At 61.2% G+C, this 26,519-nt stretch carries 28 protein-coding genes; 10 read left to right on the top strand and 18 right to left on the bottom strand.

Translation table 11 applies throughout. From position 1 onward, the window contains the following. Positions 1 to 3: 3 nt before the first annotated feature. The 5 genes from cysB to HU743_RS06995 form a co-directional block, all read right to left on the bottom strand. Positions 4 to 978 carry an HTH-type transcriptional regulator CysB gene (gene cysB / locus HU743_RS07015; protein ID WP_003183769.1) on the bottom strand — a complete coding sequence of 325 codons (975 nt, stop codon included), beginning with the start codon at positions 976 to 978 and terminating at the stop codon, positions 4 to 6. Between the two features lie 112 nt (positions 979 to 1,090). Further along, a complete protein-coding gene (locus tag HU743_RS07010; protein WP_186547091.1) occupies positions 1,091 to 1,594 on the bottom strand; it encodes a universal stress protein in 504 nt (167 codons plus the stop codon). A gap of 97 nt (positions 1,595 to 1,691) precedes the next feature. Further along, positions 1,692 to 2,597, bottom strand: a complete 906-nt coding sequence (locus tag HU743_RS07005; RefSeq protein ID WP_186547090.1) for a 5'-nucleotidase — start codon at positions 2,595 to 2,597, stop codon at positions 1,692 to 1,694. A 27-nt stretch (positions 2,598 to 2,624) separates the two neighbouring features. Further along, positions 2,625 to 3,581, bottom strand: coding sequence for a putative 2-dehydropantoate 2-reductase (locus HU743_RS07000; RefSeq protein WP_186647789.1), 957 nt, complete (start codon positions 3,579 to 3,581; stop codon positions 2,625 to 2,627). Beyond that, positions 3,578 to 3,964, bottom strand: coding sequence for a thioredoxin family protein (locus tag HU743_RS06995; protein WP_186647787.1), 387 nt, complete (start codon positions 3,962 to 3,964; stop codon positions 3,578 to 3,580). Before HU743_RS06995 ends, HU743_RS07000 begins: the two co-directional genes overlap by 4 nt. Here HU743_RS06995 and HU743_RS06990 point away from each other — a divergent pair. Together HU743_RS06990 and HU743_RS06985 are read left to right on the top strand one after the other, a co-directional pair. Next, a complete protein-coding gene (locus HU743_RS06990) occupies positions 3,963 to 4,406 on the top strand; it encodes a PilZ domain-containing protein (RefSeq protein WP_186547087.1) in 444 nt (147 codons plus the stop codon). The two genes, HU743_RS06995 and HU743_RS06990, sit on opposite strands and share 2 nt — an antisense overlap. Before the next feature lie 129 nt (positions 4,407 to 4,535). Further along, entirely contained in the window at positions 4,536 to 5,612 is a 1,077-nt protein-coding gene (locus HU743_RS06985; RefSeq protein ID WP_186547086.1) for a 3-deoxy-7-phosphoheptulonate synthase, read from the top strand. Between the two features lie 62 nt (positions 5,613 to 5,674). On the opposite strand, the gene HU743_RS06980 is transcribed toward HU743_RS06985, so the two are convergent. Beyond that, on the bottom strand, positions 5,675 to 5,956 hold the full coding sequence (locus HU743_RS06980) for a GNAT family N-acetyltransferase (protein WP_186547085.1): 282 nt from the start codon (positions 5,954 to 5,956) through the stop codon (positions 5,675 to 5,677). A gap of 638 nt (positions 5,957 to 6,594) precedes the next feature. Between HU743_RS06980 and oprI the strand changes: the two genes are divergently transcribed. Beyond that, positions 6,595 to 6,846 (top strand): outer membrane lipoprotei OprI, encoded by a 252-nt coding sequence (gene oprI / locus HU743_RS06975; protein ID WP_003199355.1) that lies wholly within the window; start codon positions 6,595 to 6,597, stop codon positions 6,844 to 6,846. Between the two features lie 127 nt (positions 6,847 to 6,973). Here the strand turns inward: oprI and HU743_RS06970 are convergent, their stop codons facing one another. The 3 genes from HU743_RS06970 to HU743_RS06960 all read right to left on the bottom strand — a co-directional run bounded on the left by HU743_RS06970 (position 6,974) and on the right by HU743_RS06960 (position 9,123). Then, positions 6,974 to 7,942: a L,D-transpeptidase family protein gene (locus HU743_RS06970; protein ID WP_186547084.1), complete on the bottom strand. Its 969-nt coding sequence runs from the start codon at positions 7,940 to 7,942 to the stop codon at positions 6,974 to 6,976. A gap of 224 nt (positions 7,943 to 8,166) precedes the next feature. Then, entirely contained in the window at positions 8,167 to 8,460 is a 294-nt protein-coding gene (locus tag HU743_RS06965; protein WP_003226812.1) for a hypothetical protein, read from the bottom strand. A 57-nt stretch (positions 8,461 to 8,517) separates the two neighbouring features. Next, complete coding sequence (locus HU743_RS06960) at positions 8,518 to 9,123, bottom strand: arylesterase (RefSeq protein WP_186547083.1); 606 nt, start codon at positions 9,121 to 9,123, stop codon at positions 8,518 to 8,520. A 10-nt stretch (positions 9,124 to 9,133) separates the two neighbouring features. Here HU743_RS06960 and HU743_RS06955 point away from each other — a divergent pair, with 10 nt between their 5' ends. Genes HU743_RS06955 through greB form a run of 3 tightly spaced genes read left to right on the top strand, consistent with a single transcriptional unit; the run spans position 9,134 to position 12,854 of the window. Further along, positions 9,134 to 9,817 carry an ABC transporter ATP-binding protein gene (locus tag HU743_RS06955; protein WP_016770883.1) on the top strand — a complete coding sequence of 228 codons (684 nt, stop codon included), beginning with the start codon at positions 9,134 to 9,136 and terminating at the stop codon, positions 9,815 to 9,817. Further along, entirely contained in the window at positions 9,817 to 12,321 is a 2,505-nt protein-coding gene (locus HU743_RS06950) for an ABC transporter permease (RefSeq protein ID WP_186647785.1), read from the top strand. The genes HU743_RS06955 and HU743_RS06950 overlap by 1 nt, the downstream gene beginning before the upstream one ends. 35 nt (positions 12,322 to 12,356) lie before the next feature. Continuing rightward, positions 12,357 to 12,854, top strand: a complete 498-nt coding sequence (gene greB / locus HU743_RS06945) for a transcription elongation factor GreB (RefSeq protein WP_071173132.1) — start codon at positions 12,357 to 12,359, stop codon at positions 12,852 to 12,854. Positions 12,855 to 12,860: 6 nt separating this feature from the next. Here greB and HU743_RS06940 read toward each other — a convergent pair whose 3' ends face one another. From HU743_RS06940 to HU743_RS06930, 3 genes are all read right to left on the bottom strand, one after another. Beyond that, the gene (locus tag HU743_RS06940; RefSeq protein ID WP_186647783.1) at positions 12,861 to 13,169 is read right to left on the bottom strand and encodes a class I SAM-dependent methyltransferase; all 309 of its coding nucleotides are present in this window, start codon (positions 13,167 to 13,169) and stop codon (positions 12,861 to 12,863) included. Positions 13,170 to 13,417: 248 nt separating this feature from the next. Continuing rightward, positions 13,418 to 13,852, bottom strand: coding sequence for a DoxX family protein (locus tag HU743_RS06935; RefSeq protein ID WP_186619146.1), 435 nt, complete (start codon positions 13,850 to 13,852; stop codon positions 13,418 to 13,420). Between the two features lie 113 nt (positions 13,853 to 13,965). Then, the gene (locus HU743_RS06930) at positions 13,966 to 15,387 is read right to left on the bottom strand and encodes a transglycosylase SLT domain-containing protein (RefSeq protein WP_186619145.1); all 1,422 of its coding nucleotides are present in this window, start codon (positions 15,385 to 15,387) and stop codon (positions 13,966 to 13,968) included. A 235-nt stretch (positions 15,388 to 15,622) separates the two neighbouring features. Here HU743_RS06930 and HU743_RS06925 point away from each other — a divergent pair, with 235 nt between their 5' ends. The 3 genes from HU743_RS06925 to HU743_RS06915 all read left to right on the top strand — a co-directional run bounded on the left by HU743_RS06925 (position 15,623) and on the right by HU743_RS06915 (position 18,697). After that, on the top strand, positions 15,623 to 16,429 hold the full coding sequence (locus HU743_RS06925) for a TatD family hydrolase (protein ID WP_186647781.1): 807 nt from the start codon (positions 15,623 to 15,625) through the stop codon (positions 16,427 to 16,429). A gap of 215 nt (positions 16,430 to 16,644) precedes the next feature. Continuing rightward, complete coding sequence (locus HU743_RS06920; protein ID WP_186647779.1) at positions 16,645 to 18,126, top strand: methyl-accepting chemotaxis protein; 1,482 nt, start codon at positions 16,645 to 16,647, stop codon at positions 18,124 to 18,126. A gap of 205 nt (positions 18,127 to 18,331) precedes the next feature. Then, positions 18,332 to 18,697, top strand: a complete 366-nt coding sequence (locus HU743_RS06915; protein WP_186647777.1) for a terminase — start codon at positions 18,332 to 18,334, stop codon at positions 18,695 to 18,697. Position 18,698: 1 nt separating this feature from the next. Here the strand turns inward: HU743_RS06915 and HU743_RS06910 are convergent, their stop codons facing one another. The 3 genes from HU743_RS06910 to HU743_RS06900 all read right to left on the bottom strand — a co-directional run bounded on the left by HU743_RS06910 (position 18,699) and on the right by HU743_RS06900 (position 20,869). Then, the gene (locus HU743_RS06910; RefSeq protein ID WP_186647775.1) at positions 18,699 to 19,493 is read right to left on the bottom strand and encodes a thioesterase family protein; all 795 of its coding nucleotides are present in this window, start codon (positions 19,491 to 19,493) and stop codon (positions 18,699 to 18,701) included. A gap of 235 nt (positions 19,494 to 19,728) precedes the next feature. Further along, positions 19,729 to 20,487 carry a CHAD domain-containing protein gene (locus tag HU743_RS06905; RefSeq protein ID WP_186647773.1) on the bottom strand — a complete coding sequence of 253 codons (759 nt, stop codon included), beginning with the start codon at positions 20,485 to 20,487 and terminating at the stop codon, positions 19,729 to 19,731. 103 nt (positions 20,488 to 20,590) lie between these two features. Then, the gene (locus HU743_RS06900) at positions 20,591 to 20,869 is read right to left on the bottom strand and encodes a hypothetical protein (RefSeq protein ID WP_016770894.1); all 279 of its coding nucleotides are present in this window, start codon (positions 20,867 to 20,869) and stop codon (positions 20,591 to 20,593) included. Between the two features lie 216 nt (positions 20,870 to 21,085). Here HU743_RS06900 and HU743_RS06895 point away from each other — a divergent pair, with 216 nt between their 5' ends. After that, entirely contained in the window at positions 21,086 to 22,123 is a 1,038-nt protein-coding gene (locus HU743_RS06895) for a patatin-like phospholipase family protein (protein ID WP_186547072.1), read from the top strand. A 150-nt stretch (positions 22,124 to 22,273) separates the two neighbouring features. Here HU743_RS06895 and HU743_RS06890 read toward each other — a convergent pair whose 3' ends face one another. From HU743_RS06890 to kdpC, 3 genes are all read right to left on the bottom strand, one after another. After that, positions 22,274 to 22,972: a response regulator gene (locus tag HU743_RS06890; protein WP_186647771.1), complete on the bottom strand. Its 699-nt coding sequence runs from the start codon at positions 22,970 to 22,972 to the stop codon at positions 22,274 to 22,276. A gap of 48 nt (positions 22,973 to 23,020) precedes the next feature. Continuing rightward, the gene (locus HU743_RS06885) at positions 23,021 to 25,672 is read right to left on the bottom strand and encodes a sensor histidine kinase KdpD (protein ID WP_186647769.1); all 2,652 of its coding nucleotides are present in this window, start codon (positions 25,670 to 25,672) and stop codon (positions 23,021 to 23,023) included. A gap of 130 nt (positions 25,673 to 25,802) precedes the next feature. Continuing rightward, positions 25,803 to 26,348: a potassium-transporting ATPase subunit KdpC gene (gene kdpC, locus HU743_RS06880; RefSeq protein ID WP_186647767.1), complete on the bottom strand. Its 546-nt coding sequence runs from the start codon at positions 26,346 to 26,348 to the stop codon at positions 25,803 to 25,805. Positions 26,349 to 26,519: the final 171 nt, after the last annotated feature.

The following is a 26,519-nucleotide window of genomic DNA, read 5'->3' as shown; positions in this document are numbered from 1 at the left end:
GGATCAGTGAACCGGCAGTTCGACGCCGTCGAACAGTTCTTCCAGTTCCTGCTTGTTGTGGCATTGAATGGCCTTGGCCATGACTTCCCGGGTCAGGTGCGGGGCAAACTTCTCGATGAAGTCGCACATGAAACCACGCAGGAAAGTGCCGCGACGGAAACCGATCTTGGTCACGCTCGACTCGAACAGTTCACTGGCATCCAGCACTACCAAGTCGTTATCGAGTTTGGTGTCGACGGCCATTTTCGCCACGATGCCCACGCCCAGGCCCAGACGCACGTAGGTTTTGATCACGTCGGCGTCAGCGGCAGTGAACACCACTTTCGGCGTCAGGCCGCGATGGCTGAAAGCTTCGTCGAGTTTCGAACGGCCGGTGAAGCCGAACACATAGGTCACGATCGGGTATTCGGCCAGGGCTTCAAGTGTCAGCTTCGGCAGTTTGGTCAGCGGATGGCCCTGGGGCACGACCACGCAGCGGTTCCAGCGGTAGCACGGCATCATCACCAGATCGCCGAACAGTTCCAGCGCTTCGGTGGCAATGGCGAAATCGACGGTGCCATCAGCGGCCATTTCGGCGATCTGCATCGGCGAGCCCTGATGCATGTGCAGCGCCACGTCGGGGTATTGCTTGATGAAATTACTGATCACCGGCGGCAGGGCGTAACGCGCCTGGGTGTGAGTGGTGGCAATCGACAGCGTGCCTTTCTTCTCGTTGGAGAACTCCTGGGCAATCTGCTTGATGCTTTCGACCTTGCGCAGAATCTCGCCGGCGGTGGTAATGATGCGCTCACCGGCCGGGGTGACGCGGGTCAGGTGCTTGCCGCTGCGGGCGAACACTTCGACGCCCAGTTCGTCTTCCAGCAGGCGAATCTGTTTACTGATGCCCGGTTGCGAGGTGTAGAGGCTTTGGGCGGTAGCGGAAACGTTGAGGTCGTGGTGCGCCACTTCCCAGATGTAGCGCAATTGTTGAAGCTTCATATGAATCCCTCAAAGCAGAAAGACGCCACGGGCATCAGCGACGGTATATAACTATATTAATGGTTTGGATAATAAATCTAGAACTTTTTTATCAAAGCGCCATTATTCTGCCTCAGCGATCCTCCCGGCGCCGGCGCTCCACCAACGGCACCAGATACACCGGTACCTTGGCCAGTTGCAGGACCCGCGCCGCCGTGCGCCCCAACGGTGTTTCCGCACCGACCCCGTGGCTGTGACTCCCTACGATCAGTAAATCGACGGAGAGTTTCTGCACCTGGTCGAGAATCACCTGCGACGGATCGCCCTGCAGCACGCGCACTGCGCGAATGCGCTGCAAGTCCTGCTCGCCCTCGTCCCCCAGTTCTTCGCGAAAGCTGTCCAGCACCCGCTGCTCGATGTTGGCGATGACAGTTTTCAGACCCTGACTATGGAATTCGTTCAATGCCTGTTCGTCGAGGTAGCTCTGCAACACCGACTCGGCAAACAGGCCCATGGGTTCCACCGCATGCACCACATAGAGATCGGCATTGAATGTTCGCGCCAGCGCCAGGGCATGCTGCATCACGAACGGTGCGTAAAGACCGAGGTCGGTGGCATACAGCATTGAGCGAATCATGGGACCTCCTCGCGAGCCAACGATGGCGGAGATTGATTCAGCTTAGCAGTGCCTCGGCGAGTACGACGTGTGACGCAATGTCCTGAACCAGAAGGCTCTAGATCGAAGGTTCGTTGCTGATGCCGTGCGGCACATGGCCGGTGGCGACCACCTCTCGGGCCAGTTCGCAGTGGCCGGTCTGGTCATCGAAGAACACGTCAGCGGCAAAGGCTTCGAGGAATGCGGATTTGGTCAGACCTCCGAGAAACAGCGATTCATCGAGGCGGATGTCCCATTCCCGCAACGTGCGAATCACCCGCTCATGGGCTGGCGCCGAACGCGCGGTGACCAGCGCCGTGCGAATCGGGCAGGCATCGTCGGGAAACTCGCGCTGCAACAGATTGAGCGCCGCCAGGAAACCTTTGAACGGCCCACCCCGCAACGGCTCGCGGGCCGATTCGCGCTCTTTGGCCTGAAACGCTTCGAGCCCGCCGGACTGATAAATGCGTTCCGATTCGTCGGAGAAGATCACTGCGTCGCCGTCGAAGGCAATGCGCAATTCATCGCTGGCCGCGCGGCTCGCGCCACCGGACAGGATCGTCGCCGCGGCGAAGCCGGCGTCGAGGGCGGCGCGTACGTCCTCGGCATGAGTCGACAGAAACAAATCACAACCAAACGCTTTCAGGTAGGGATACGGACTGCGCCCGCCCACGAACGCCGCCCGGGAAATCGCCAGGCCGTAATGGTGAATCGAGTTGAACACGCGCAGCCCGGTGTCGGCGCTGTTGCGCGACACCAGGATCACCTCGACCCGCGCACGGCCGAGGCGGCTGTTGAGGCTCAGCAGTTTTTCCACCAGCGGGAAGGCATCGCCCGGCGCGAGAATCTCGTCTTCATGTTCGATCTGGTATTGCCGATAGGCTTCGACGCCGCTCGACAGATAGACCTTGTGACTTTCGCTCAGGTCGAACAGCGCACGCGACGAAATCGCCAGCACCAGTTTGTCATCGATATTGTTGGCCATGCCTTCCCCCGCCTTGCCCAGAAAAACTCAAAGATTGCCACGATCGATAAAACACAGACTGCGATATAACGCATCCATGCGCGGCAATTCACAGCCTGCCGCTTTAGCCGCCGCCAGTGGCCGAGCGTAAATCGCCTCCAGCTCCAGTGGTCGTTTATGTCGGAAATCGTGGTACATGCTCGGCCAATAGTCGGGCATTTTTTCGGTCATGGTGAACAGGTAGTCAGCGTATCCCGGCGCAATGTCGTGACCGCAGGCCTTGGCGCCCTGCACCACTTCGGCCATCAACGCCTGAATCAGCACGCGGCTGTCGGCATCGGCCATCAGCGGCGTGGTGCCGGCGCCCAGCAGCACCGAAAGACCGTTGTAGGGAATATTCCAGACCAGCTTCTGCCAGCGCGCCTGATGCAGGTTAGCCATCGCCTGGGAATCGATGCCGGCAGCGCGGAACAGCCCGGCGCCCTCCTCGACAATCGCCTGACGCGCCGCGTCAGCGATGGCCGGGCCGCTGTGATAACCGACGTTCACCGCGCCGAGGGCCTGATGGGTTATCAGCCCCGGGCCGTCGCGGTGCACGCAGATCAGGCACAGACCACCCAGCAGATGCAGCGAATCCGGTAACAACGGCCGCAGACTGTCTTCGACATCAAGGCCGTTTTGCAGCAACAGCACTTTTGCATCGGGTTTGGCCGCTTGAATGATCGCCGGTGCCAGACCGACGTTGCTGGTGGTTTTCGTGCCGACCAGCAACCAGTCGCAGGGCGGCATGTCTTCGGCGGCGGAGTAGGTATTGGCCGGATGCAGCGTCAACGGGCCGTGCACCGCACTGTTGACCTGCAAACCGCGCTCAGCCACTGCGCAAAATTCGCTGCGCAACAAAAAGTGCACATCGAAACCGGCACGCGCCAGCATCACCCCGTAAAACCCGCCGATCGCACCGGTGCCGATAATGCCCACCACCGGTTTGTTCACTGTCTCGCTCATGGCAACTCCTCTGCAGTTCGACCCAGCGCCTGAGCCACGGCCTGGTTCAAGTCATCGACCGTCAGGCGCGTGTGCAAGGCACCAAAGAATTCGCCGTCGCGCACCACAAACAGCGCCGGCAAATGAAACACCTGGTAGCGCTGCACCAATCCGCCGTTGTCGCCAGCATCGATCCAGCACAGACGATCAACCGCCAGCGCCATTTCCGGCAGAACTTCGCGGGCATAGCGACAACTGGCGCAGCCGACGCTGGTAAAAATCACCAGCGAAACACCGCTCATCGCCAACAGCTGCTGGTCGGCGTCGAAATCGGTCAGCTCGGATTCGACCACTATACTGGGGGAAACAATGTCAGATGGCCGACACAGGGAGTCTGTGCTCATGGGACGTTTCATACCTCATCCGGAGGAAGTGCCGGTTGAATTAACCTTGCTCAAGCCTGAGTGCATTTCCCGACAACAGCTGCACACTATCAGCCTCGGCGGCATCGCTTGCAATTACCACCGTGCCTGGCGCCATGGCACCGCCTTGCAGGTACGCCTGCCGACGCTGCACGCCGACATCTGCTTTGCAGGCTTCGTCGCCTGGTGCCTGCGGCGCAAAAAGGGCTATCTGGTGGGGATCGCCTTTACCGATGAACAGACGCTGTTCAGCGCAAGAATGGGTGAGCAGGTGTGTCAGATCGAGCGCTTCTGTCGCCAGAATGACCCCCACGATGATCTCCAGGCCATTCAGCAACTGGCCCTGCAATGGGTCGAGCAACACGCCGACGAGTTCTCCGATGATCGCCTGCGCGAGGCTTTTACGCAGCCAGCGCTGGACTAAAGCACCGTTTGCCCATTGTCGAGCCGCGTCTGACGCGCTAAGGTTCGGCTCCCCCGACGCGCTAAATCTGCTGTGCTCCGCCGCGCGGGGATCGCTGGCGGCCGGCACCCGTGACCTGACGAGTAAACGATGGCTGATTTACCGATCAACGACCTAAACGTCGCCTCTAACGAGACCCTGATCACTCCCGATCAGCTCAAGCGTGATATCCCCCTGAGCGACGCCGCCTTGCGCACCGTCACCAAGGGCCGCGAAGTCATTCGCAACATTCTCGATGGCACCGACCACCGTCTGTTCGTCGTGATCGGCCCGTGCTCGATCCACGACATCAAGGCCGCCCACGAATACGCCGATCGTCTCAAGGTACTGGCTGAGGAAGTTGCCGATACCCTGTATCTGGTCATGCGCGTGTATTTCGAGAAGCCACGTACCACCGTCGGCTGGAAAGGCCTGATCAACGATCCGTACCTGGATGACTCGTTCAAGATTCAGGATGGTCTGCACATCGGTCGCCAGTTGCTGCTGGATCTGGCCGAAAAAGGTCTGCCGACCGCCACCGAAGCCCTCGACCCGATCTCCCCGCAGTATCTGCAGGACCTGATCAGTTGGTCGGCCATCGGCGCGCGTACCACCGAATCGCAGACTCACCGCGAGATGGCCTCCGGCCTGTCCTCGGCCGTCGGCTTCAAGAACGGCACCGATGGCGGCCTGACCGTGGCGATCAACGCCTTGCAGTCGGTGTCCAGCCCGCACCGTTTCCTCGGCATCAACCAGGAAGGTGGCGTGTCGATCGTCACCACCAAGGGCAATGCCTACGGTCACGTCGTGCTGCGTGGCGGTAACGGCAAGCCGAACTACGATTCGGTCAGCGTCGCCCTGTGCGAGCAGGCGTTGAACAAGGCGAAGATCAAGCCGAACATCATGGTCGACTGCAGCCACGCCAACTCCAACAAGGACCCGGCCCTGCAGCCGCTGGTAATGGAAAACGTCGCCAACCAGATCCTCGAAGGCAATCAGTCGATCATCGGCCTGATGGTCGAGAGCCACCTGAACTGGGGCTGCCAGGCGATCCCCAAAGACCTCGCCGACCTGCAATACGGCGTGTCGATCACCGATGCCTGCATCGACTGGTCCGCCACCGAAAACACCTTGCGCAGCATGCATGCCAAGCTCAAGGACGTATTGCCGAAGCGCCAGCGTACTTAAGCAGGGTTTCGCACGCATAAAAAAACGCCGGGCATTGCCCGGCGTTTTTGTGTGTACGCGCTTCAGATCTTTGCGGCGCGACGCTGATGGCGTTCCATGTAGCGCTCGACGTAGGAGCACGACGGGATCACCGTGTAGCCCATTTCCTCGGCGTATTGCAGCGCCCTTTCGGTCAGCGCGGCGGCAATGCCACGGCCACGCAAGGCATTGGGCACAAACGTGCGATAGATATCCAGGGTCTGTTTCCCCAGATCCATGTACGTCAGGTAGGCACGATGACCGTCCACACTGGTCTCGAACTGATGACCAGCCTGGTCATGGTGGATGGACAACGCCTCGCTCATCACTACTCCTCGCGGGTCTTGAATTCTGACCCTACCTTACCGATGTTTTTCCGGCGAAGGAACATCTACGCCACCCCGTGCCTGTTGGGCACCGAGAAGAGCCACACCGATCCCGCGCAACCGGGCACCTGATAAATAGTAGGCACCATTGGCAAAAATGCTCAAGGTGCACTCGTCATCGAGGGGCTGGCGGGGGTGGCTCCGATGGACGCAGGGTGGGCCGGGGTAACGCTCTTCCCGGGCCGCTCACCTGAACATTGCCGGATGTTGAGACTTAAGACGTGCGCGCTTTTTTAAAGTCACCTCAACATGGGCAAAGATAAGCGAAGCCGTGCACAAAATCGGAATAAAAGTGTGGACGTATTCATCTACGCAGACTTTTACCCAAAGCAACAAAAACACTGCACAGCGACGGGAACTTTTTCTGATCGAGTCACTCAGGGCGGGGCTTGCAGCTGGATACTTTTTATACAGCAACGTTAAAAGTTGCTCGAAAAAGAATCAACGCCTACAATTTTTTTTGCTTCTTGCGCTACGTCAGTTTACTTACTACAAGTAATGGGTAGTATGTACGCCGGCTATTTCCTCAATCGTGAGGAGACAGCTACTTAATTTGAAAGTCCTTGAAGGGGAACACGATGAACAACGTTCTGAAATTCTCTGCTCTGGCTCTGGCCGCAGTTCTGGCTACCGGTTGCAGCAGCGCATCGAAAGAAACCGAAGCACGTCTGACCGCTACTGAAGACGCAGCTGCTCGCTCCCAGGCTCGTGCAGACGAAGCTTACCGTAAAGCTGATGAAGCTCTGGCTGCTGCTCAAAAAGCACAACAGACTGCTGACGAAGCTAACGAGCGTGCTCTGCGCATGCTGGACAAAGCTAGCCGCAAGTAATAATCCTTCGGGGTTGTTATCGAGCCGACCCGATTCTTCGGGTCGGCTTTTTTGTGCCCGGCGCTTTTGCCCGGGCACAAAAAAACCCGCCGACGCTTAACGCATCGACGGGTCCGCGACTGGCGACTTACTGCAAGTCGATCGGCGCACTCGAGACCATCGGCGCGGAAGTACCCGGCGTACCGATTTCGGTTGGCAGGCCATCTTCGGCCGCGACCACATCGCGCACCACGTCCCAATTCACCCGCAAGTTACTGGTGACGTCTTCACGCTTGAGCATCGCATTGATGACCGCGGTGTGTTTGTCGACCACCGACGGGTTGCCCTTGTCGTCGATCGGCGTGTGCGCTTCCAGATAGACCTTGCCACCACTGCTGCCGAGCTTGTAGGCATCGTTGATGATGCGCACCGAAGTCCCGACCGGCACCATGCTGGCCATCTCCAGCACGTTGTTGTTGAACATGCGGAAGCAGCCGTGGCTGGTGCGCATGCCGATGCCGAATTTCTTGTTCGAACCGTGAATCAGGTAACCCGGTGTGCCAAGCGTGAACTTGAACGGCCCCAGCGGATTGTCAGGTCCCGCCGGCACCACATTCGGCAGCGGATCACCATCGGCGGCGTGTTCGGCCTTGATCGAGGCCGGAGGCGTCCAGGTCGGGTTCGGCGTCTTGGCAATGATCGAGGTATGAGCGATCGGCGACCCCCAACCCTCACGACCGATACCCAGCGGGAAGGTGTACACCACGTTCCGGCCTTTCGGGTAGTAGTAGAGGCGGTATTCAGCCAGGTTGATGACGATGCCCTCGCGCGGTCCCGGCGGCAGGATGAAACGCGTCGGCAAAACGATTTCGGTACCGGCACCGGGCAACCAGGCATCGACGCCCGGGTTGGCCGCGACCATTTCCGAATAGCCCAGGTCGTAGGTCGTGCCGAGATCGGCGAATGTGTCTTCGTACTTGGCTTTGATTACCTGCACCTGACCGACGATGTCTTCGCCAGGCGGTGGCAGGGGAAGCTCCAATGCAGCAACGGGACCGGCCACACACAGGGCGGCAAGTGACAGGCAGCGGGTGACGGCAGGAAAGCGCGGCAACATCCGGAAAATCCTTCGCATGATCATCAAGGGTATAAGGGCGCGATTGTACACCGCACTTTGAAATTTCGGCGAGACTCAAGACCTGTGGCGAGGGAGCTTGCTCCCGCTGGACTGCGCAGCAGGCCCTCTTGGCTTTTCAGTCAGACAAGTATTCGGCAATTTTGCGACGGCTGCGCCGCCGAGCGGGAGCGAGCTCTCTCGCCACAGGGGATCTGGGTGAGACGTCAAAGTTCGAAACGCAGCTCCGGCCAGATCGGCGACGTGCCGCGCTTCTGCGATTCGAGAATCGCCCGGCACAGCGAACACAGGCGCTGATCCTGAAACACCCGACGGTCCACGCTGGACCAGCGCGGCTGCGCTGGCAGCAGGCTGCCGCACAGGGTGCGATCGGCCGAGCCGCCGAGTTCCAGCTGACGCGTCACCAGATGCACCCGCACTTCCTGGCAGGCGAACAGGTCCAGCTGCTCGTCAGGCTCGATCAGTTGGTAGGCAAACAGGGACCAGGCAGGACGCGGCATCGGGGGCTCCAAATTAGGGGGCGCCACATTAGCCGAAAGCCTGCCACTAGAAAAGCCTCATAGCAGCGGTTTTAGCGTCGGCCAGACATTTTCCAGCAACTTGGCCTGAGCCCCGGCGGCCGGGTGCAGACCGTCGGCCTGCATCAAGTCTGGATGACCACCGACGCCCTCGAGGAAAAACGGCACCAGCGGGATGTTTTTCGCGTCGGCGAGCTTGCCGTAAACCTCGGCAAAGGAATCGGTGTAACGCTTGCCATAATTGGGAGGCAACTGCATGCCGAGCAAGAGCACTTTTGCACCGCTCTGACGGGAACGATCGATCATCGAGGCAAGATTTTGTTGCAATTGTGTTGGCGGCATTCCGCGCAGGCCATCGTTACCTCCAAGTTCGAGGATCACCAACTCCGGCTTATGCTCTGCAAGCAGCGCCGGTAGCCGCGCCAGGCCTCCGGCACTGGTGTCGCCACTGATGGAGGCGTTGACCACTTTATCGTCGAAACCCTCCTGTTTGAGCCGTTGCTCAAGCAACGACACCCACCCAAGGCGGGTATCCAGTCCGAAACCGGCGCTGATACTATCGCCAACGATCAGGACAGTACCCGCCGCTGCGTTCTGGGCCATGCACATCAAGGCCAGACCAGCACTCAAAAACCATACACGCATCGGATTCTCCATGGGCGCAAGCATTCTCACCGCGAAGAACCTCAGCAAAGTGGTCCCTAGCGCGGAAGGTGAACTGACTATCCTGCACGAACTCAGCCTGGAACTGAACAAGGGCGACAGCCTGGCCATCGTTGGCGCGTCCGGTTCCGGTAAATCCACCCTCCTCGGCCTGCTCGCCGGACTTGACCTGCCCAGCAGCGGCGAAGTCACCCTCGCCGGCCAGGGCCTGAGCAATCTCGATGAAGACCAGCGCGCGCGTATTCGTGCCGAGCACGTCGGTTTTGTCTTCCAGTCCTTCCAGTTGCTCGACAGCCTCAACGCGCTGGAAAACGTCATGCTGCCGCTCGAACTCGATGGCCGCAAAGACGCCCGCGAACGCGCCACGCAATTGCTCCAGCGCGTCGGCCTCGGCCAGCGCCTGACCCACTCGCCGCGTCAACTCTCCGGTGGTGAACAGCAACGCGTGGCCATTGCCCGGGCTTTCGCTGCCGAACCTGACGTGCTGTTTGCCGATGAACCGACCGGCAACCTCGACAGCCACACCGGTGAGCGCATCAGCGACCTGCTGTTCGAACTGAACAAGGAACGCGGCACCACTCTGGTGCTGGTGACCCACGACGAACGCCTGGCCCATCGCTGCCGGCGTCTGATCCGTCTTGAAGCCGGGCTGCTGGTCGCCCCTCTGGAGCCTTGATGGCACGTTTGCCGCTGTTACGCCTGTTCAGTCTTGCCCTTCGTCAACTCATGCGCGATGCCCGCGCAGGAGAGTTGCGCGTATTGTTCTTTGCGCTGGTAGTCGCCGTTGCGGCAAGTACCGCGATTGGCTACTTCGGTGCCCGCCTCAACGGCGCGATGATGCTGCGCGCTACTGAATTTCTGGGTGCCGACCTGGTGCTGGAAGGCAGCTCGCCGGCTCGCGAGGAACAGATCCGCAGCGGCAGCGAACTGCGCCTGAATCATGCGCAAGTGGTGGAGTTTTCCAGCGTCATCGCCACCGACAACGGCATCCAACTGTCGAGCATCAAAGCCGTCGACCGCGCCTATCCATTACGCGGCGAGTTGAAAAGTGCGCCCGCCCCCTTTGCCCCTGAAGAAGTCGGCGGCGAGCCGCAGCCCGGCGAAGCGTGGGTCGAGGCGCGTCTGCTGACGGCGCTGGATCTGAAGATCGGCGACAGCATCGATGTCGGCATGAAGCCCCTGAAGATGACGCGCGTGCTGACCTATGAGCCGGACCGCGCCGGCAATTTCTACAGCCTGACGCCACGGGTGCTGATCAACCTTGAAGACCTCGCCGCCACCGGCGTGGTGCAGCCGGGCAGCCGCGTGAGCTATCGCGAACTGTGGCGCGGCGAACCCCAGGCGCTGGAAACCTATCGGGAACTGATCAAACCGGGCCTTGCCGCCAACCAGAGAATTCAGGATGCCCGTGACGGTAATCGACAGATTGGCGGTGCCTTGGGCAAGGCCGAGCGCTATCTGAACATGGCCAGTCTGGTCGCGGTGTTACTGGCCGGAGTGGCGGTCGCGCTGTCGGCCAATCGGTTTGCCAGTCGGCGTTTCGATGCCAGTGCCCTGCTGCGCTGCCTCGGCCTTTCACGCCGGGAAACGATGGTGCTGTTCAGCCTGCAACTCACCGCGCTCGGGCTGGTTGCCGCAATCAGCGGCGCCCTGCTCGGCTGGCTTGCGCAGCTGGGCCTGTTCGCCTTGCTGCATGATTTGCTGCCCAGTGATGTGCCACCGGGAGGCCTGTTCCCGGCCATTGCCGGAATCGGTACCGGGCTGGTGGCGCTGGCCGGTTTTGCCTTGCCGCCACTTGCGGCGCTGGGCCGGGTACCACCGCTGCGGGTGTTGCGCCGCGACATGCTGCCGATTCCGTCGAGCACCTGGATGGTGTACGGCGCGGCGCTGGGTGCGCTGGGCCTGATCATGTGGCGCCTGAGCCTGGATCTGCTGCTGACGTTCGCTCTGCTCGGCGGTGGCGTGGTCGCTGCGCTGGTACTTGGCGGTTTGCTGCTGTTGCTATTGCAAAGCCTGCGCCGGATGCTCGCCCGCGCCTCGCTGCCTTGGCGTCTGGGCCTTGGGCAATTGCTGCGTCATCCGTTGGCAGCGGCCGGACAATCGCTGGCCTTCGGACTGATCCTGCTGTCGATGGCATTGATCGCCCTGCTGCGCGGCGAACTGCTCGATACCTGGCAGAACCAGTTGCCGAAAAATGCGCCCAACTATTTTGCGCTGAACATCCTGCCAGGGGATAAACAGGCTTTCGCCGATCACCTGATCAAGGTGTCCGCGCAAGCGGCGCCGCTGTATCCGGTGGTGCCGGGGCGACTGATCAGTATCAATGGCGAAGCGGTACAACAAATCGTCAGCAAGGATTCAGCGGGCGACCGCGCCATTCAACGCGACCTGAGCCTGACCTGGGCCGCGGACCTGCCGGCCGGCAACAAGCTCACCGCCGGTTCCTGGTGGAGCGGCCAGCCGTCCGACGATGTACCGGGCGTCTCGGTGGAAGGCAAAGTTGCCGAAAGCCTGAAACTCAAGCTTGGCGATCACATGGTCTTCAATGTCGGTGGGGTCAATCGTGAAGCGAAGGTCACCAGCCTGCGCGAGATCAACTGGGACAACTTCCAGCCGAACTTTTTCATGATCTTCCAGCCCGGCACCTTGAAGGATCTGCCGGCAACCTACCTGACCAGTTTCTATCTGGCCCCCGGTCACGATCAACAGATCGTCGAGCTGTCGCGGACCTTCCCGGCCGTGACCATCCTGCAGGTCGAAGCCTTGCTCGAACAGCTGCGCAGTATCCTCGCCCAGGTCACTTTGGCGGTGGAATATGTGTTGTTGTTTGTTCTGGCTGCGGGGATGGCGGTGCTGTTCTCCGGCCTGCAGGCGACGCTGGATGAACGCATTCGCCAGGGTGCGCTGTTGCGCGCGCTGGGTGCCGAGCGGCAGTTGCTGATCAAGGCGCGGCGTATCGAGTTCGGTTTGCTCGGCGCGGTCAGCGGTCTGCTCGCGGCGATCGGTTCGGAGGTGGTGAGTCTGGTGTTGTATCGCTACGCCTTCGACCTGCCGTGGCACCCGCACCCGTGGTTGCTGGTGTTGCCGTTGATTGGCGCAGCGCTGATTGGTGGCGCCGGTGTGTTCGGTACGCGTCGGGCATTGAACGCGAGCCCGCTGACAGTGTTGCGCGAGGGTTGATAGACTCAAAGCCGTCTTAATCACAAGAAGTTGCCATGAGCCGCTATCGCCCTCCCCGCACCGCTGGCACCGCGCTGATCACCCCCGAGGGTGAGGCGCGGATGCGCGCTGAATTTCATGAGTTGTGGCATGTGCGTCGCCCGCAAGTCACGCAAGCCGTCAGTGAGGCGGCGGCGCAGGGCGACCGTTCGGAAAACGCCGAGTACACCTACGGCAAGAAAATGCTGCGCGAAATCGACAGTCGTGTGCGCTTTCTCACCAAACGCCTGGAAGCACTCAAGGTAGTCAGCGAAAAACCCAGCGATCCGAACAAGGTCTACTTCGGCGCCTGGGTGACCATCGAGGACGAGGACGGCAAGCAATCGCGCTACCGCATCGTCGGCCCGGATGAACTGGATCTGAAACAAGGCCTGATCAGCATCGACTCGCCGCTGGCTCGCGCGTTGATCGGCAAAGCGCTTGACGCGGAAGTCCGGGTACAGACGCCGACCGGCGAGCAGTTCGTCTATATCGTCGCGATCGAATACCCGTAAGCCGAATCAGCGGCGAGTGATCAAACCCTGCCGCGCAACGCGGGTCAGTTGCTTGATCATGTCAGGCGCCTCTTCTGCGCCGGGCGCCTGAATCACCGCCAGATCGAAACTGTCGGTGGCAAAACGCGCCAGCGACTCACCGTCATCAACAAACTGGATCAGGAAGGCGGCAGGACCGCCGCTGCGACGTGGCCAGCCATCGAGATAACGCAACAGCGTCGGCTGGTGTTTGCCGCCAAGGAGAATTTTCGGGTTGCGCTGGGTGATATGAGCCGTGATCGGCGCGGGACGTGCTGGAGGGCGTAGTGCATTCATCGTGTCGTGTCTCTGCCTCAAAAGTCTGCATGGCAGGTGAGAGGCAACACCGAACCAGCGCTTTAGCGGTATTTCGAAGCCCTGCTCCGGCTTCTGACGGTAACTGATCGAGTTACCTGGCGCCCCGCAAGTAGCTGTTTAAATCGGCGCATGAGCAACATCCTAGATAACGTGACCGACCAGTGTCAAGAATCAGCCGCAACAAAAAAGGCCCGCACAATGCGGGCCTCAGGCTTGAGCCAGAGCGCTTAACCGGCGATGGCGCGATCCACCGAGAGCTTGCCGGCGCCTTCGATCAGTACTGCAATGCTGCCGGCCAGCAGGGCCAGGGCGAACTCATAACCGTTGTTGGCCATGAACAGACCGTTGCCGATGTGTACCGAGAAGATCGCCACCAGCGAAAGGAACGCCAGACCCAGTGCCGCCGGGCGCACCAGCAGGCCGATGATCAGCGCCAGACCGGCAAAGAACTCGGTACCGCCGGCCAGCGACGCCATCAGGTAGCCCGGGGTCAGGCCGATGCTCTCCATCCATTGCGCAGTGCCGGCCAGGCCGTAGCCGCCGAACAGACCAAAGAGCTTTTGTGCACCGTGCGCGGCGAAGATGACGCCGACAGCGATACGCAGAACAGTCAGGCCGTAACCGGCACGGGTGAACAGAACCTTGTTGATCAGAGAACTCATGGGGCATTCCTTGTTTTGCAGAAGTGTTTGTGTGTTTGGGTTGGTCGCTATATTAATCAGTTTATTTTATGTTTAAAGCGCAAAAATTGCGCCATAACAATCGAATTGTTAGATTATTTCCGTGAGACCACTTTTTGCCCGCGCGGCTCCAGCGACTCCCGCTCCCGGTCGAATGCCAAGTAATACTTGTTGACACTATTAACATAGCTGACGGCGCCCATTCCCACCTGCTCCATGGCAATGCGCTCGACCTGGAAGAACCACTGGTTCGGATTCAGGCCGCGTCGCCGCGCTTCGGCACGCATGCCCTGCACGCGCTCCGGGCCGATGTTGTAGGCGGCGAGCGTGAAGGCCATGCGTTCGCGCTCATTGAGTTTCGGGCTGTTGAAGAACTTGCGACGGATCATCGCCAGGTATTTGGCCCCGGCCTGCACATTGGCATCGAGATTCTGAATATTGCTGACGCCGACCCGTTGGGCCGCGGACGGCGTGATCTGCATCAGTCCGGTCGGGCCGCTGCCACTGCGGGCGTTGGGTTGCAGACGCGATTCCTTGAACGCCAGCGCCGCCAGATTCAGCCAGTCCATGTTCTGCGCGTCGGCGTGCTTCTGCAGGGTCGGACGCAGTTTTTCCAGACGCTGGCGATCGGCCTTGGCCAAGGGGTAATGGACTTGATACAGGCGGCGATAAATGCGCAGAAACGCGGCATCTTCGTTTGACGGTTTCTTGTAACCGGTGAGGAAGCGGTCGATGCTCGCACGCAACATCGACGCGTCGCGCCGCACGAACCAATGCTCCTCGCCCGGTTCGCCGAGGTTCAGCTGCCGGTCGAGGCGCAATTTGGGCAGGATCTTGCCCCAGCGCTCGGCAATCGGTTGCTCGACGATGGTCAGGTGGAAAATGCCGCCCTGAACCATCTCCAGCACGTCCTCTACCGCCAGTGTCGGATCGACCCATTCGATATTGATCGGCGCCAGCTTGTGCAGCGCCAGTTTCTGATTCAACTGGCTGACCGCTTCCCCCGCCGCGCTGCCGGTGGGCAACGCGAGGGTTTTTCCGGAAAGCTGCTCGACCTTGGTGTAACGCCGCTCGCCTTTGATGCCGACCAGCACCAACGGCACATTGCTGGCGATCGGTTCGCTGCTGGACACCGCATAGCCCGACGGCAAATCGAGCAACTCGCCGGGCGCGACCATGTCGCCCTCGCCACGCTGCAAGGCGCCGAGCAATTGATCCTTGGCTTTGGGGATAATCTTGAGGGTGACGTCCTGACCGTCGCGGGCATGGCCATTGAGGTATTGCTCGAACGCACGCAAGCGATGGTATTCGACACCGATGGCCTGGCCCTGAACTTCGCCAGAGCTGTTGCGGCTCTGATTGACCAGCACCCGCAACACGCGGCTGCTGCGAATCTCGGACAGGTCGCGGACCTTGGTCGCCGGCACGGCTTGCAGCGGCCCGGGCAAGCGGGCGAGCACCGGCATCGGCAGCAGCAACGCGCCACACAACAGCAGCAAAACCGAGGGACGATGCATCCACTCTCCGAAAAGAATACGGGCGATTTGCGCCTACAACCGTGGCGAAATCACCGAGGAAAACAGAGCGCTCGGAGCGCTGGTAAAGTGCGAAAGACTGGCACAGTGATGGCATCACCGCCACCCCCGGTCTCTCGCGGCCTCAACAGACAGCCATAAGGCGTTGTAGTTCTTGGCTTTTCTTATACATCTACAGCTCTGATATGCTTTCCGGCCTTCGGCCCGAGGTAGCACCATGCAACTCATCGATATCGGCGTCAACCTGACCAACCCCAGTTTCGCCGATAAACACCAGGCCGTGCTCGACCGCGCCTATGCCGCCGGGGTCTGCCAGCTGGTGCTGACCGGCACCAGCGTCGAGGGCAGCGAACAGGCGCTTGAACTGTGCCGGCAACTCGATGACAGCGGTCAGCGACTGTTTGCTACCGCTGGCATTCACCCGCATTCGGCCAGCGACTGGAATGCCGACAGTGCACGGCGCCTGCGCAGCCTGTTGCAGGAAGGCAATGTCGTTGCAGTGGGCGAATGCGGGCTGGACTTCAATCGCGACTTCTCGCCGCGCCCGCAACAGGAGAAAGTCCTCGGAGAACACCTGGCGTTGGCGGTCGAGCTGCAATTGCCAGTGTTCCTGCATGAACGTGATGCCAGCCAGCGATTGCTGGAGATCCTCAGGGATTACCGCGATCAGTTGCCCGCGGCCGTGGTGCATTGCTTCACCGGCGAGCAAAAAGCCTTGTTCAGCTACCTTGATCTGGACTTGCACATCGGCATCACCGGCTGGATCTGCGACGAGCGCCGCGGCACGCATCTGCATCCGCTGGTCAAAGAGATCAAACCGGGACGGCTGATGCTGGAAAGCGATGCGCCGTATCTGCTGCCGCGCACGCTGCGGCCGAAACCGAAAAACGGTCGCAATGAGCCGGCGTATCTGACTGAGGTGTTGCGCGAGGTGGCGTTGCATCGCGACGAGACCGAAGAAGCGCTGGCGGCGCATACCACCGCCTGTGCCCGGGCATTCTACGGTTTGCCAATCGTTTCCTGACACCACCGAATCCCATTGTAGGAGTGAGCCTGCTCGCGATAGCGGTGGGTCAGTTGCTTACATCATTGACTGACACACCGCTATCGCGAGCAGGCTCACTCCTACAAAAAGCAGGATGGCGGCGTCTGTTGACTCATATCAAGGTCTTCTCATCTGGATAGCGGCACAATAATGGCACCTTGCCAAAACTGTTTCCGCTATCAGAGAAGACCTCCATGGGTGCCTGGCTTAGCAATATCTCGCTGAAATACAAATTCTGGGCGGTCAACGCGGTCGCCTTTGTCACCACCCTGCTGCTGGTGTTGTACGCCGTCCAGCTTGAACAACAGGCCCGCAGCCACGCCGCGCAGGCCTCCGCTCAGGCGCAGGCGCAACTGCTCAAGGCTTGGCCGCCAGAGCAGACGTTGCCCAAATCCGCTCAGGTGCTGACTTTCAAGCGCGGTGAAGCACCGCGTCTCAACGATCAACCGCTGCTGGAAATCAGCGGCAGCAACGGCTGGAATGCCATCAATGAAATGCCGCTGTTCGGCGACAACCCGTTAATGGGCGCCGAGGTATTCAGCCGCGCCGATGGCGAACAAGTGGCGGTCATCGCCTACACCCCGAGCCTGAGCCAGGTGTTCAGCGAGCGCTTCGCCAACTACGCATTCGCGGTGTTTATCCTGATGCTGGCGATGCTCGGCGCTTCGCAATTGCTGATCCGCTTTCTGCTCAGCCAACTCAATACGTTGAAAGACGTCATGCTCCACGTCGAAAAAACCGGCGACCTCTCGGCCCGCGTGCCGTTGGCGGGCAAGGACGAAGTCGGGCAGATGGCCAATGCCTTCAATGCGATGCAGGCCGGTTATCAGCGTGTGGTCACGACCGTCGCCAACACCGCGCGGCAACTGGACGTCGGTGCGGCACGGCTGGCGTCGAGCATGAACGAAGTGCGTCACGGCATGCTCGGCCAGCAGAGCGAAACCGATCAGGCTGCCACCGCAATCAACGAGATGACCGCCACCGTCTATCACATCGCCCAGCACGCCGGTGCCACCCGCGATCTGTCAAAGACCGCCGACGGCCTCGCCGGCAGCGGCCAACAGGTAGTGGCGCGCGTGCAGCAGTCGATTGCCGGGCTGTCGAGCGGCGTGCAGCAGACCGCCGAGATGATTCAACGGCTGGCCGAGGACAGCCAGAAAATCAACGGCGTGGTCAGTGTGATTCACAGCATCGCCGAGCAGACCAACCTGCTCGCGTTGAACGCCGCCATCGAAGCGGCCCGCGCCGGCGAGATGGGCCGCGGTTTTGCGGTGGTTGCCGATGAGGTGCGCAATCTGGCCAAGCGCGTGCAGACCTCGACCGATGAAATCACCACCATGGTGTCCGCCCTGCAGGCCGGCACCCGCGATGCGGTGGACTTCATGCAGGAGAGTTCGTACAAGGCCGACGACTGCGTGCAACAGGCGCAGGAGGCCGGTGAGGCACTGGCTGACATCACCGGGGCGGTGGCACAGATGCGTGAGAGCAACACTCAGATTGCCGTGGCGGCGGAGCAGCAGAGTCAGGTCGCCGAGGAGATGAACCGCGCAGTGGTGAGTATTCGCGATGTGACTGAAAACACCGTACGGCAGACGGTGGATTCGGCGACGACGAGCAGTGAGTTGGCGACGCTGGCTGGGGCGCTTAACAAGGCGATAGGTCAGTTGAAACTTTGATGACGCCATCGCGAGCAGGCTCACTCCTACAGGGGGAATGCGTTCCAACAGGTAGGATTGAGCCTGCTCGCGATGGCGTCAGAACAGGCAACATCAAAAACGGTCATTGCCGCTATCAACTCAATAGCCAACCTTGATTCGCCGCCCTCCTCGCCCGCGCCTATTCTTCAACCATGAGTTCAAACATGGATCAAGGAGTAGCAACATGGGCAAACGTCACCCCAACCTTCCCGCGTGGCAATGGCGCGCCTACCCGGGCAATCACCAGCATCCGACCAATCTGGTGCTGCACCTGATTGCCGTGCCGCTGTTTATCGTGGCCTTTCTGTTGATCGTGTCGGGGGTGTTCAGCCTGAGTCTGGCCAGCGTCGCCATCGGCGTGATCGGTATCCTCGCGGCGCTGGGTCTGCAGCGCCCCGGCCACAGCCTGGAGGCGCAAGCCTCCGAGCCGTTCAGTGATCGTAAAGACGCGGTGTCACGCTTGCTGGTCGAGCAGTTCCTGACTTTCCCGCGCTTCTTGCTCAGCGGCGGTTGGTGGCGCGCCTGGCGTGAGCGTCACCGTCGGCATTGAGTCAGGCAAAGATCGTCACCGTCTGACGACTCATGGCGATCAAGTCTCCCTCCGCGCTCCACAGCTTTGCGGCGACATGGCCGTAGCCATCGGCAGCGTATTCGATATCGGCCAGGTATTGGCACCATTCCAGCGTACTCACGTTCCTTAAGGGCTGAACGAATTCGATGGTCCAGGTCAGTGTGCTGCCCGGTGCCGGCTTCTTCAGGTACGGCAACAGCGCCGGTGGCCACGCATCAACCAGCGCCAGCAGATGCGCTTCATTGACCGGCTCTTCCCGAACGTCTCCACGCAAACGCACCCATCCGCCCATCTGCCGCGACTGCGTGCCGGTGAACGGCATGCCGCCGACGCTCCAGCGCATCGCCAGATGACGCATGAACTCCGGCGTCACGCCTTTGATATACGGCAGCTCCTGGCATTCATCCCAGTGCTTCATGGTCGGTGCCGGGTACGCGTCAACGGCCACTTCCGAGGGCCGCGAAGCACCGAAGCTGCCCTGAATGATCGTCACCACCTGACCCTTCTGCATGGCTCGGCCCAATACCTGGCTGACGGCTTTGCCTTCGCGCAGCACCTCGACCTCGAAACTCACCGGGATTTGCGGTTCGACAGGGCCGACGAAAGTGATCGCCAGCGAACGCACCGGACGCTCGTCCGGCACTCTGGCGCGCATGGCTTCAAATTGCAGCGCAGCCACCAGGCCACCAAAACTGGCCCGACCCTGTCCCCATTCGGCGGGAATGGTCACTTCAGGTTGTTGGCGGACGGCATCGAGCAGATCGCAAAAGCGCATGGCAACCTCGGCAAGCAAAAAAGGGATGCGGCGATCTTAACCAGCCCGGCACCGCGGCGCAGCGTCTATTCCGGTCAAATGGGCTGACAGATAGGCCTTGGACCAATATCCGTCACGCTGAAAATCCTCTGTAGGAGTGAGCCTGCTCGCGATAGCGATTTATCTGACAATGAATTGGCGACTGATAGACCGCTATCGCGAGCAGGCTCACTCCTACAGGGGATTCGCGGCGATCTCAGGATTTGAAGCAGGTCGCGCTGAGTTTTTCCAACACTTGATCGGCTTTCAGTTCAGCGTTGATCAAGCCGGCCTGCCACGTCGCCACGCACGGTTGCAGATCCGCTTCCTGCTCGGCACGCGCCAGCCATTGCCAGCAGTCGTGCCAGTCGCCCAGGGCAGCTTGCGCAGACTTCAAGCGTTTGAGCGCCGGTTCCGGCAAGCGATCCAGCTCGGGATAGGCTTCGATGCCATAGCGCACGCGTTTGATCAGCAGACGCAGACGATGGCGGTCATGGGCGGGGTCGTGCAGCGCTTCATCGAGTTTCTGCCACTGCTTGCCCAGGCGTTTTTCGATGCGTTTGGCCAAGCCTTTGAGCAGGCCCTGACGCTGCGCGGCACGCAGGAAACGCGGGAAGGCATCGAGGATCATCAGCAACGAAGCCAACTGCGCACTGGCGGCCAGTGCCGGATACGCTTCGGCCATCTGTGCCATGCGGCGTTGGGCAGCTTCGCCTTGATCATGCTTGAGCAAATACGCCGCCAGCACCTCACGATCGCGCCACGGCGTCGTCACATCACCCACCGCCGAGGCAGCGGCTTCCAGTTGCTCGACACCCGGCAGCCCACGCAATGGCCGCAGCAGACTGCGCAAGCGCCGCACCGTGGTACGCAGATCGTGCAAGGCCTCGGGATCGGTGCGCGCGGCCAACCGCGCCTGGCAAGCCAGCAAGCGCACTTCCAGGCTCAACAGATGAGCCACCAACCGGTCGATCATGGGGGGCTACTCCGTAGGCAGCGGCAAGCTGCAAGCTGCAAGCTGCAAGCTTAAGGCAACCGCGTTCAGCTTGTAGCTTGTAGCTTGCAGCTTGCAGCTGCTGTTAACGTCCTGCGCGGGATTCGCGAATGTAGAAGCGCGCTTTCTCGGCTTTCTTGCTGCAGCCTTCGAAGCCTTCGAATTGCTGCTGGGTCTTGGCTGCGGTCAGCAGCGACAGCGCCTTGGAATAGCTGACCGTGCCGGCGAAGCCTTCCGCCTTGGCCAGATCCAGTTCATGCCACGCCGCGTCGAGCTGGCTGCCGCAGCTGTCGCGATACGCGGTTTTGCCGGCACAACCGGCCAATACCAGAGCCATCAACGGCACACAGATCCAGGCTTTCATCACTCACACCTCAAGGTAGGTCAACAGTCGTGCAGGTAAGACGGTCGGGCGGCGAAAAAGTGCCTTGCCCGCCCAGCAAACTGCATTGGCGAAAAGGATAGTCTGGAAGCATCGCACAGTATCGAAAAAACGACGTCATTGGCGTGCTGAACGACGTCGGCGATTGAGCCGCTGCCTCGATGGGTGCATTGTGAAACCTTGTCGGGAGGACGTTGGATGAAAAAGCGTGTCGCACTGGTGCTGGGTTCCGGCGGGGCCCGGGGCTACGCCCATATTGGCGTTATCGAAGAACTTGAAAGACGCGGCTACGACATCGCCTGCATCGCCGGTTGTTCGATGGGCGCGGTGGTCGGTGGGATTTATGCCGCCGGCAAGCTCGATGAGTATCGCCGCTGGATCGAAAGCCTCGATTACCTCGACGTGCTGCGGCTGGTCGACGTGAGTTTTCGCCTCGGCGCGATTCGCGGCGAAAAAGTCTTCGGGCAGATCCGCAAGATCGTCGGCGAAATCAATATCGAAGACCTGCGCATCCCTTACACCGCCGTCGCCGCCGACCTCACCAACCAGCAGGAAATCTGGTTCCAGGAAGGTTGCCTGCACCAGGCCATGCGCGCGTCGGCGGCGATTCCCAGCCTGTTCACTCCGGTGATGCAAGGCAATCGCATGCTGGTCGATGGCGGCATCCTCAATCCTTTGCCGATCGTGCCGGTGGTGTCCAGCCACTGCGATCTGATCATCGCGGTCAATCTCAACTCGACCAACCAGCGGCATTACAAACTACCGGTAATCGAACGCCCGCCAGCCTTTCGTTCACGCTTCGACAGCCTGCTCAATTCGCTGGGTTCGAAGATGCCGTTCAGGCGCAAGCAGGCCGAGCAGTTGTTGCGGCTGGAACAGGAAGCGCTGCGTGCCGAAGCGGCGGACATCAATCCCTGGGTTGAAGGCGTCGAACCGGAAAGTCAGCAGCCGGCGGCCGCGCCCGAGCGTGAAGGCGCGCCGAAGTCCGCCACTGGCTCTTTCATTATCGATAACGTCGGCCCGGCGTCGCTGCTCGACCTGATCAACCAGAGTTTCGAGGTCATGCAGACCTCGCTGGCGCAGTACAAGATTGCCGGCTATCCGCCGGATATCCTGATCAATGTGCCGAAACGGGTGTGCCGGTTTTTCGAGTTTTACAAGGCACCGGAATTGATCGCACTGGGGCGGCAGATTGCCAGCGATACGCTGGATCGGTATGAGAGTGAGCAGGGTTGAGTACCTGAAAGTGTTTGGGTGAATTTGCCGGCCTCTTCGCGAGCAAGCTCGCTCCCACAGGGTCCTTGGGTGTGAATGGAATCTGTGTCATACACAGTTCACTGTGGGAGCGGGCTTGCCCGCGAAGAGGCCAGACCAGACACCACAAAACTACAGACCATCAGCACTCAACAACCGATACCCCACCCCCGCTTCCGTCACGATAAACCGCGGCCGGGTCGGATCATCCGCCAGCTTCTGGCGCAGGTGCCCGACCACGATGCGCAGATAATGACTGTCCTCGGTGTGCGTCGGTCCCCAGATATCCTTGAGCAGTTGCTGCTGGGTAATCACCCGGCCCGGATGCCGCGCCAGTTGCGCCAGCACTGCATATTCCTTGCGGGTCAGGGCCACTTCCGCGCCGTCGAGCAGCACCCGCCGATAAGCCAGATCCACGGTCAACGGGCCGAAATTCAGCGCCGCTTGCGGCGCCTCGCCCGCCGGTGCCTGACGCAACAATGCGCGTACCCGGGCGAGGAATTCCTGGATGCCGAACGGTTTGGTCACGTAGTCGTTGGCGCCGCCATCCAGCGCCTCGACTTTTTGCCCTTCGCTGGCGCGCACCGACAACACCAACACCGGCGCCGTGGCCCATTCGCGAAATTCGCGCAGCACTTGCTGACCGTCCATGTCCGGCAAGCCGAGGTCGAGCACCAGCAGGTCCGGCTTGTTCAACGCGGCCTGTGCCAGGCCCTCGGCCCCCGTCCCCGCTTCCAGCACTTTATATCCCTGAGACGCGAGGCTGATGCGCAGGAACTTGCGGATCTGCGGTTCGTCATCGATGACCAAAATGGTCGCGGTCTGGCTCATGAATTCACGTCGATACAAAAGAGTGACAAGAGAGTAGCGCAGACGGACTCAGGGTTCATTGTCCATCCCCGGTTGCGTCTGCAACGGCAGGTGCAGGGTGATGCACGTGCCGCGCCCGTCGATGCCGTCGGCGACGCTGATCCGTCCGCCGTGCGCGCCGACCATGCCCTGACAGATCGCCAGTCCCAGGCCCGTGCCCTGCCCTCCACGATCACCGCGCGCGGCGGTATAGAACATGTCGAAAATCTTCGCCCGCTCGTCTTCGGGGATGCCCGGTCCCTCATCGCTGACCGCGAAAAAGATCTCCTGATCGTCAGCCCCGGCACGCAGTTGCAAACGACCGTTGGCTGGCGAGAAGCGTGCGGCGTTCTCCACGACATTGACCAATGCCTGTTCGATCAACGCCGCGTGCACAAACAGCAACGGTAATTCAGCCGGCACATCGGTGCTCACTTGCAAAGGCGCCAGCACCGCACGCAGGCGATTGAGCGAACTGCCAACGATGTCGGCCGGCGACACCCAGTCCCGCGCCAGCTTCAATGCACCGTGGCCGAGGCGGGTCATGTCGAGCAAATTCTGGATATAGCGGTCGAGGCGCTCGGCTTCATCGCGGGTGCCTTCCAGCAGTTCGCGGCGGTCCTCCAGCGGGATCGCTTCGCCCAGCGCCAGCAGGCTGTCGATGCTGCCGCGCATGGCGGTCAGTGGCGTGCGCAAATCGTGGGACACCGATGCCAGCAAGGCGCTGCGCAACTGCTCGGTTTCGCCGTGCAAGCGCGCGGCTTCCAGATCATCGGCCAACTGCGCCCGCGCCAGCGCCTGTGCGAGCGGCTGGCTCAATGCGGTGAGCAAGCGTCGGCGCTGGCCGCTCAGGATCTGGCCCTCTTTGGCGCAGACCCCGAGCAGCGCCAGCGGCCCGTCGTCGACCGACAACGGCCACCACCACCAACGCCCGGACGGCAGCGTGCCGGTGCCCATGCCCGCCGGTTGATCGTGTTGCCAGGCCCAGTCGGCGGCGGCACGTTCTGCCTCGCTGAATTGCAGCGGGCCGCCGGTCTCGACCTTCCAGCCGCCCTGACCGTCGCGATTGAGCAAGCACAGTTGCAGGTCGTGCCAGCCGTTGAGGTGCTGCGCCGCCGCACTGACCACCGCCTGACGATCTGTCGCGGCGGTGAGTTTGCGCGACAGGTCAAGCAGTTCGCTGGTCTCTTCCTGGGTGTCGCGCAGGGCCTGCAATTGCCGGCGCTGACGCGCGGCGAGATTACCGGTGAGCGCCGCCATCAGCAGGAAGAACAACAGCGTCAGCACGTCTTCTTCGCGCTGAATGCTGAAGGAGAAATTCGGCGGGATGAATAAAAAGTCGTAGGTCAGAAACGACAGCGCCGCACACGCCAGCGCCGGGCCGAGGCTGCTGCGCACCGCGACCAGCAGCACCGCGGCGAGAAACACCAGCGAGATGTTCGGCAGCGGCAACACACTCGATACCGCCCATGCCAATGCACTTGCCAATACCGTGGCAACCAGCGCCAGCGCGTAGTCGAACCAAACCAGCGTGATCGGATTGCGCGGGCGCGGTGGGTGCTGTTCGTGGTCACTGTCGAGTACGTTGATTTCCAGACCGTGGGCCTGACGCAGCAGCCTCGCCGCCAATCCACCGCCGAACAAGCGCCGACGCAATCGTGGCCGCGACTGGCCGACCAACAGCAGACTCGCGCGGCGTTCGCTGGCGTGCTGAATCAAAGTCTTCGCCACTTCGCCGGCACGCAGCAACACCACTTCGCCACCGAGGCGCTCGGCCAATTGCTGAGCGCTTTGCAGACGCAGCCGCGATTGTTCATCGCGCACGCTGCCGTTATCGACATGGACCAGACTCCACGGCAAATGCCGACGCTGAGCGACGCGGCTGGCATGCCGCACCAGGCGTTCGGCCTGCGCGTCACCATCGACGCCGACCAGCAGGCGCCCGCGCACGGCCGGTGCGGCCTGACCGAGCTGGCGATAGCCTTGGGCGAGGTCGTTGTCGACCTGCGCCGCCGCCGTCTGCATCGCCAGCTCGCGCAGCGCGGTGAGATTGGTCTGGGTAAAAAAAGCATCGATGGCGGCACGCGCCTGCTCCGGCACGTAGACCTTGCCTTCGCGCAGCCGCTCAAGCAGCTCCCGTGGCGGCAGGTCGATCAGCAGCAGCTCAAAGGCTTCTTGCAGCACCCAGTCGGGCAGCGTTTCGCGCACCTGCACGCCGGTGATACCGCGCACCTGGTCGTTAAGGCTTTCCAAATGCTGGACGTTGACGGTGGTGAACACGTCGATGCCGGCGGCGAGCAACTCCTGAATGTCTTGCCAGCGTTTCGCGTGACGGCTGCCGGGGGCGTTGCTGTGGGCCAGTTCGTCGACCAGCACCAGTTTCGGCTTCGCGGCAAGAAGGCCGTCGAGGTCCATTTCTTCGAGCATCACACCACGGTATTCGGTGCGCACCAGCGGTTGCTGCGGCAAGCCGCCGAGCAGCGCTTCGGTTTCGGCGCGGCCATGGGTTTCGACGACACCGGCGAGGACTTTCACGCCCTGGCGCAACTGCGTGTGCGCGGCCTGGAGCATGGCGTAGGTTTTGCCGACGCCGGGGGCGGCGCCGAGGAAAACCTTCAGGCGGCCACGGCCGTCCCGGGGCAGGTCTGCTAACAGTGCGTCGGCGCGGCCGGAGTCGCTCATGCTGGGTGCTCTCTCTTCCTGGTATTGATTCGGTGCCTGTCATGACCCCTTCGCAAGCAAGCTCGCTCCCACAGGGATATGCATCCCAAAGGTGGGAGCGAGCCTGCTCGCGAATGGCCGCGCCGCCGATTTAGAGGTTTTGCAATGCCTGGTTCAACTCCAGCACATTGACCACCGGCGGACCCACCAGCGGTTGTTCGATGTGCGCATCGAGCAGTTGCTGCAAAGTCGAAACGGGCAGGTTTCGCGCCGCCGCGACACGCGCCAGTTGATAGGCAATCGCTGCCGGTGGCAAGTGCGGATCGAGGCCGCTGGCGGAGGTGGTCAGCAAGGCTAACGGCACCGGGCCCTGGCCAGGAACCTGCAGTTTGTTGGCGTCGTCGATCACCCGTGTGGCGAGGGCCGGATTACTCGGTGCGAGGTTGCTCGCACTGCTGGCGACCGTGGCGAACGCGCCCGCCGAAGGACGCGGGTGGAACCAGCCGTCACCGCTGAAATCCTGGGCGATCAGCGATGAGCCGCGGACTTTGCCATCGGCGTCGTGGATCAGGCTGCCGTTGGCCTGGGCCGGGAATGCGACCTGGGCGATGCCGGTGACCACCAGTGGATAGGCGACGCCGGTGATCAGGGTCATCAGCACTAACAGGCTCAGGGCTGGGCGTATCATTGTGGACATTTTCAAAATCCTCTTGCAAATGGGCAACACTGCGACACCTGTGGCGAGGGAGCTTGCTCCCGCTCGGCGGCGCAGCAGTCGTAAAAACCGGCAACTCGGTCAATCGGATTGGGGCCGCTTCGCAGCCCGGCGGGAGCAAGCTCCCTTGCCACCAGGGCCCCGCACCGCCGA

Source organism: Pseudomonas sp. SWRI99 (genome assembly GCF_014270125.1).
Lineage (GTDB): Bacteria > Pseudomonadota > Gammaproteobacteria > Pseudomonadales > Pseudomonadaceae > Aquipseudomonas > Aquipseudomonas hamedanensis.
The sequence above is the reverse complement of the archived record's forward strand: the minus strand, read 5'-3'. Positions and strand labels throughout refer to the sequence as shown.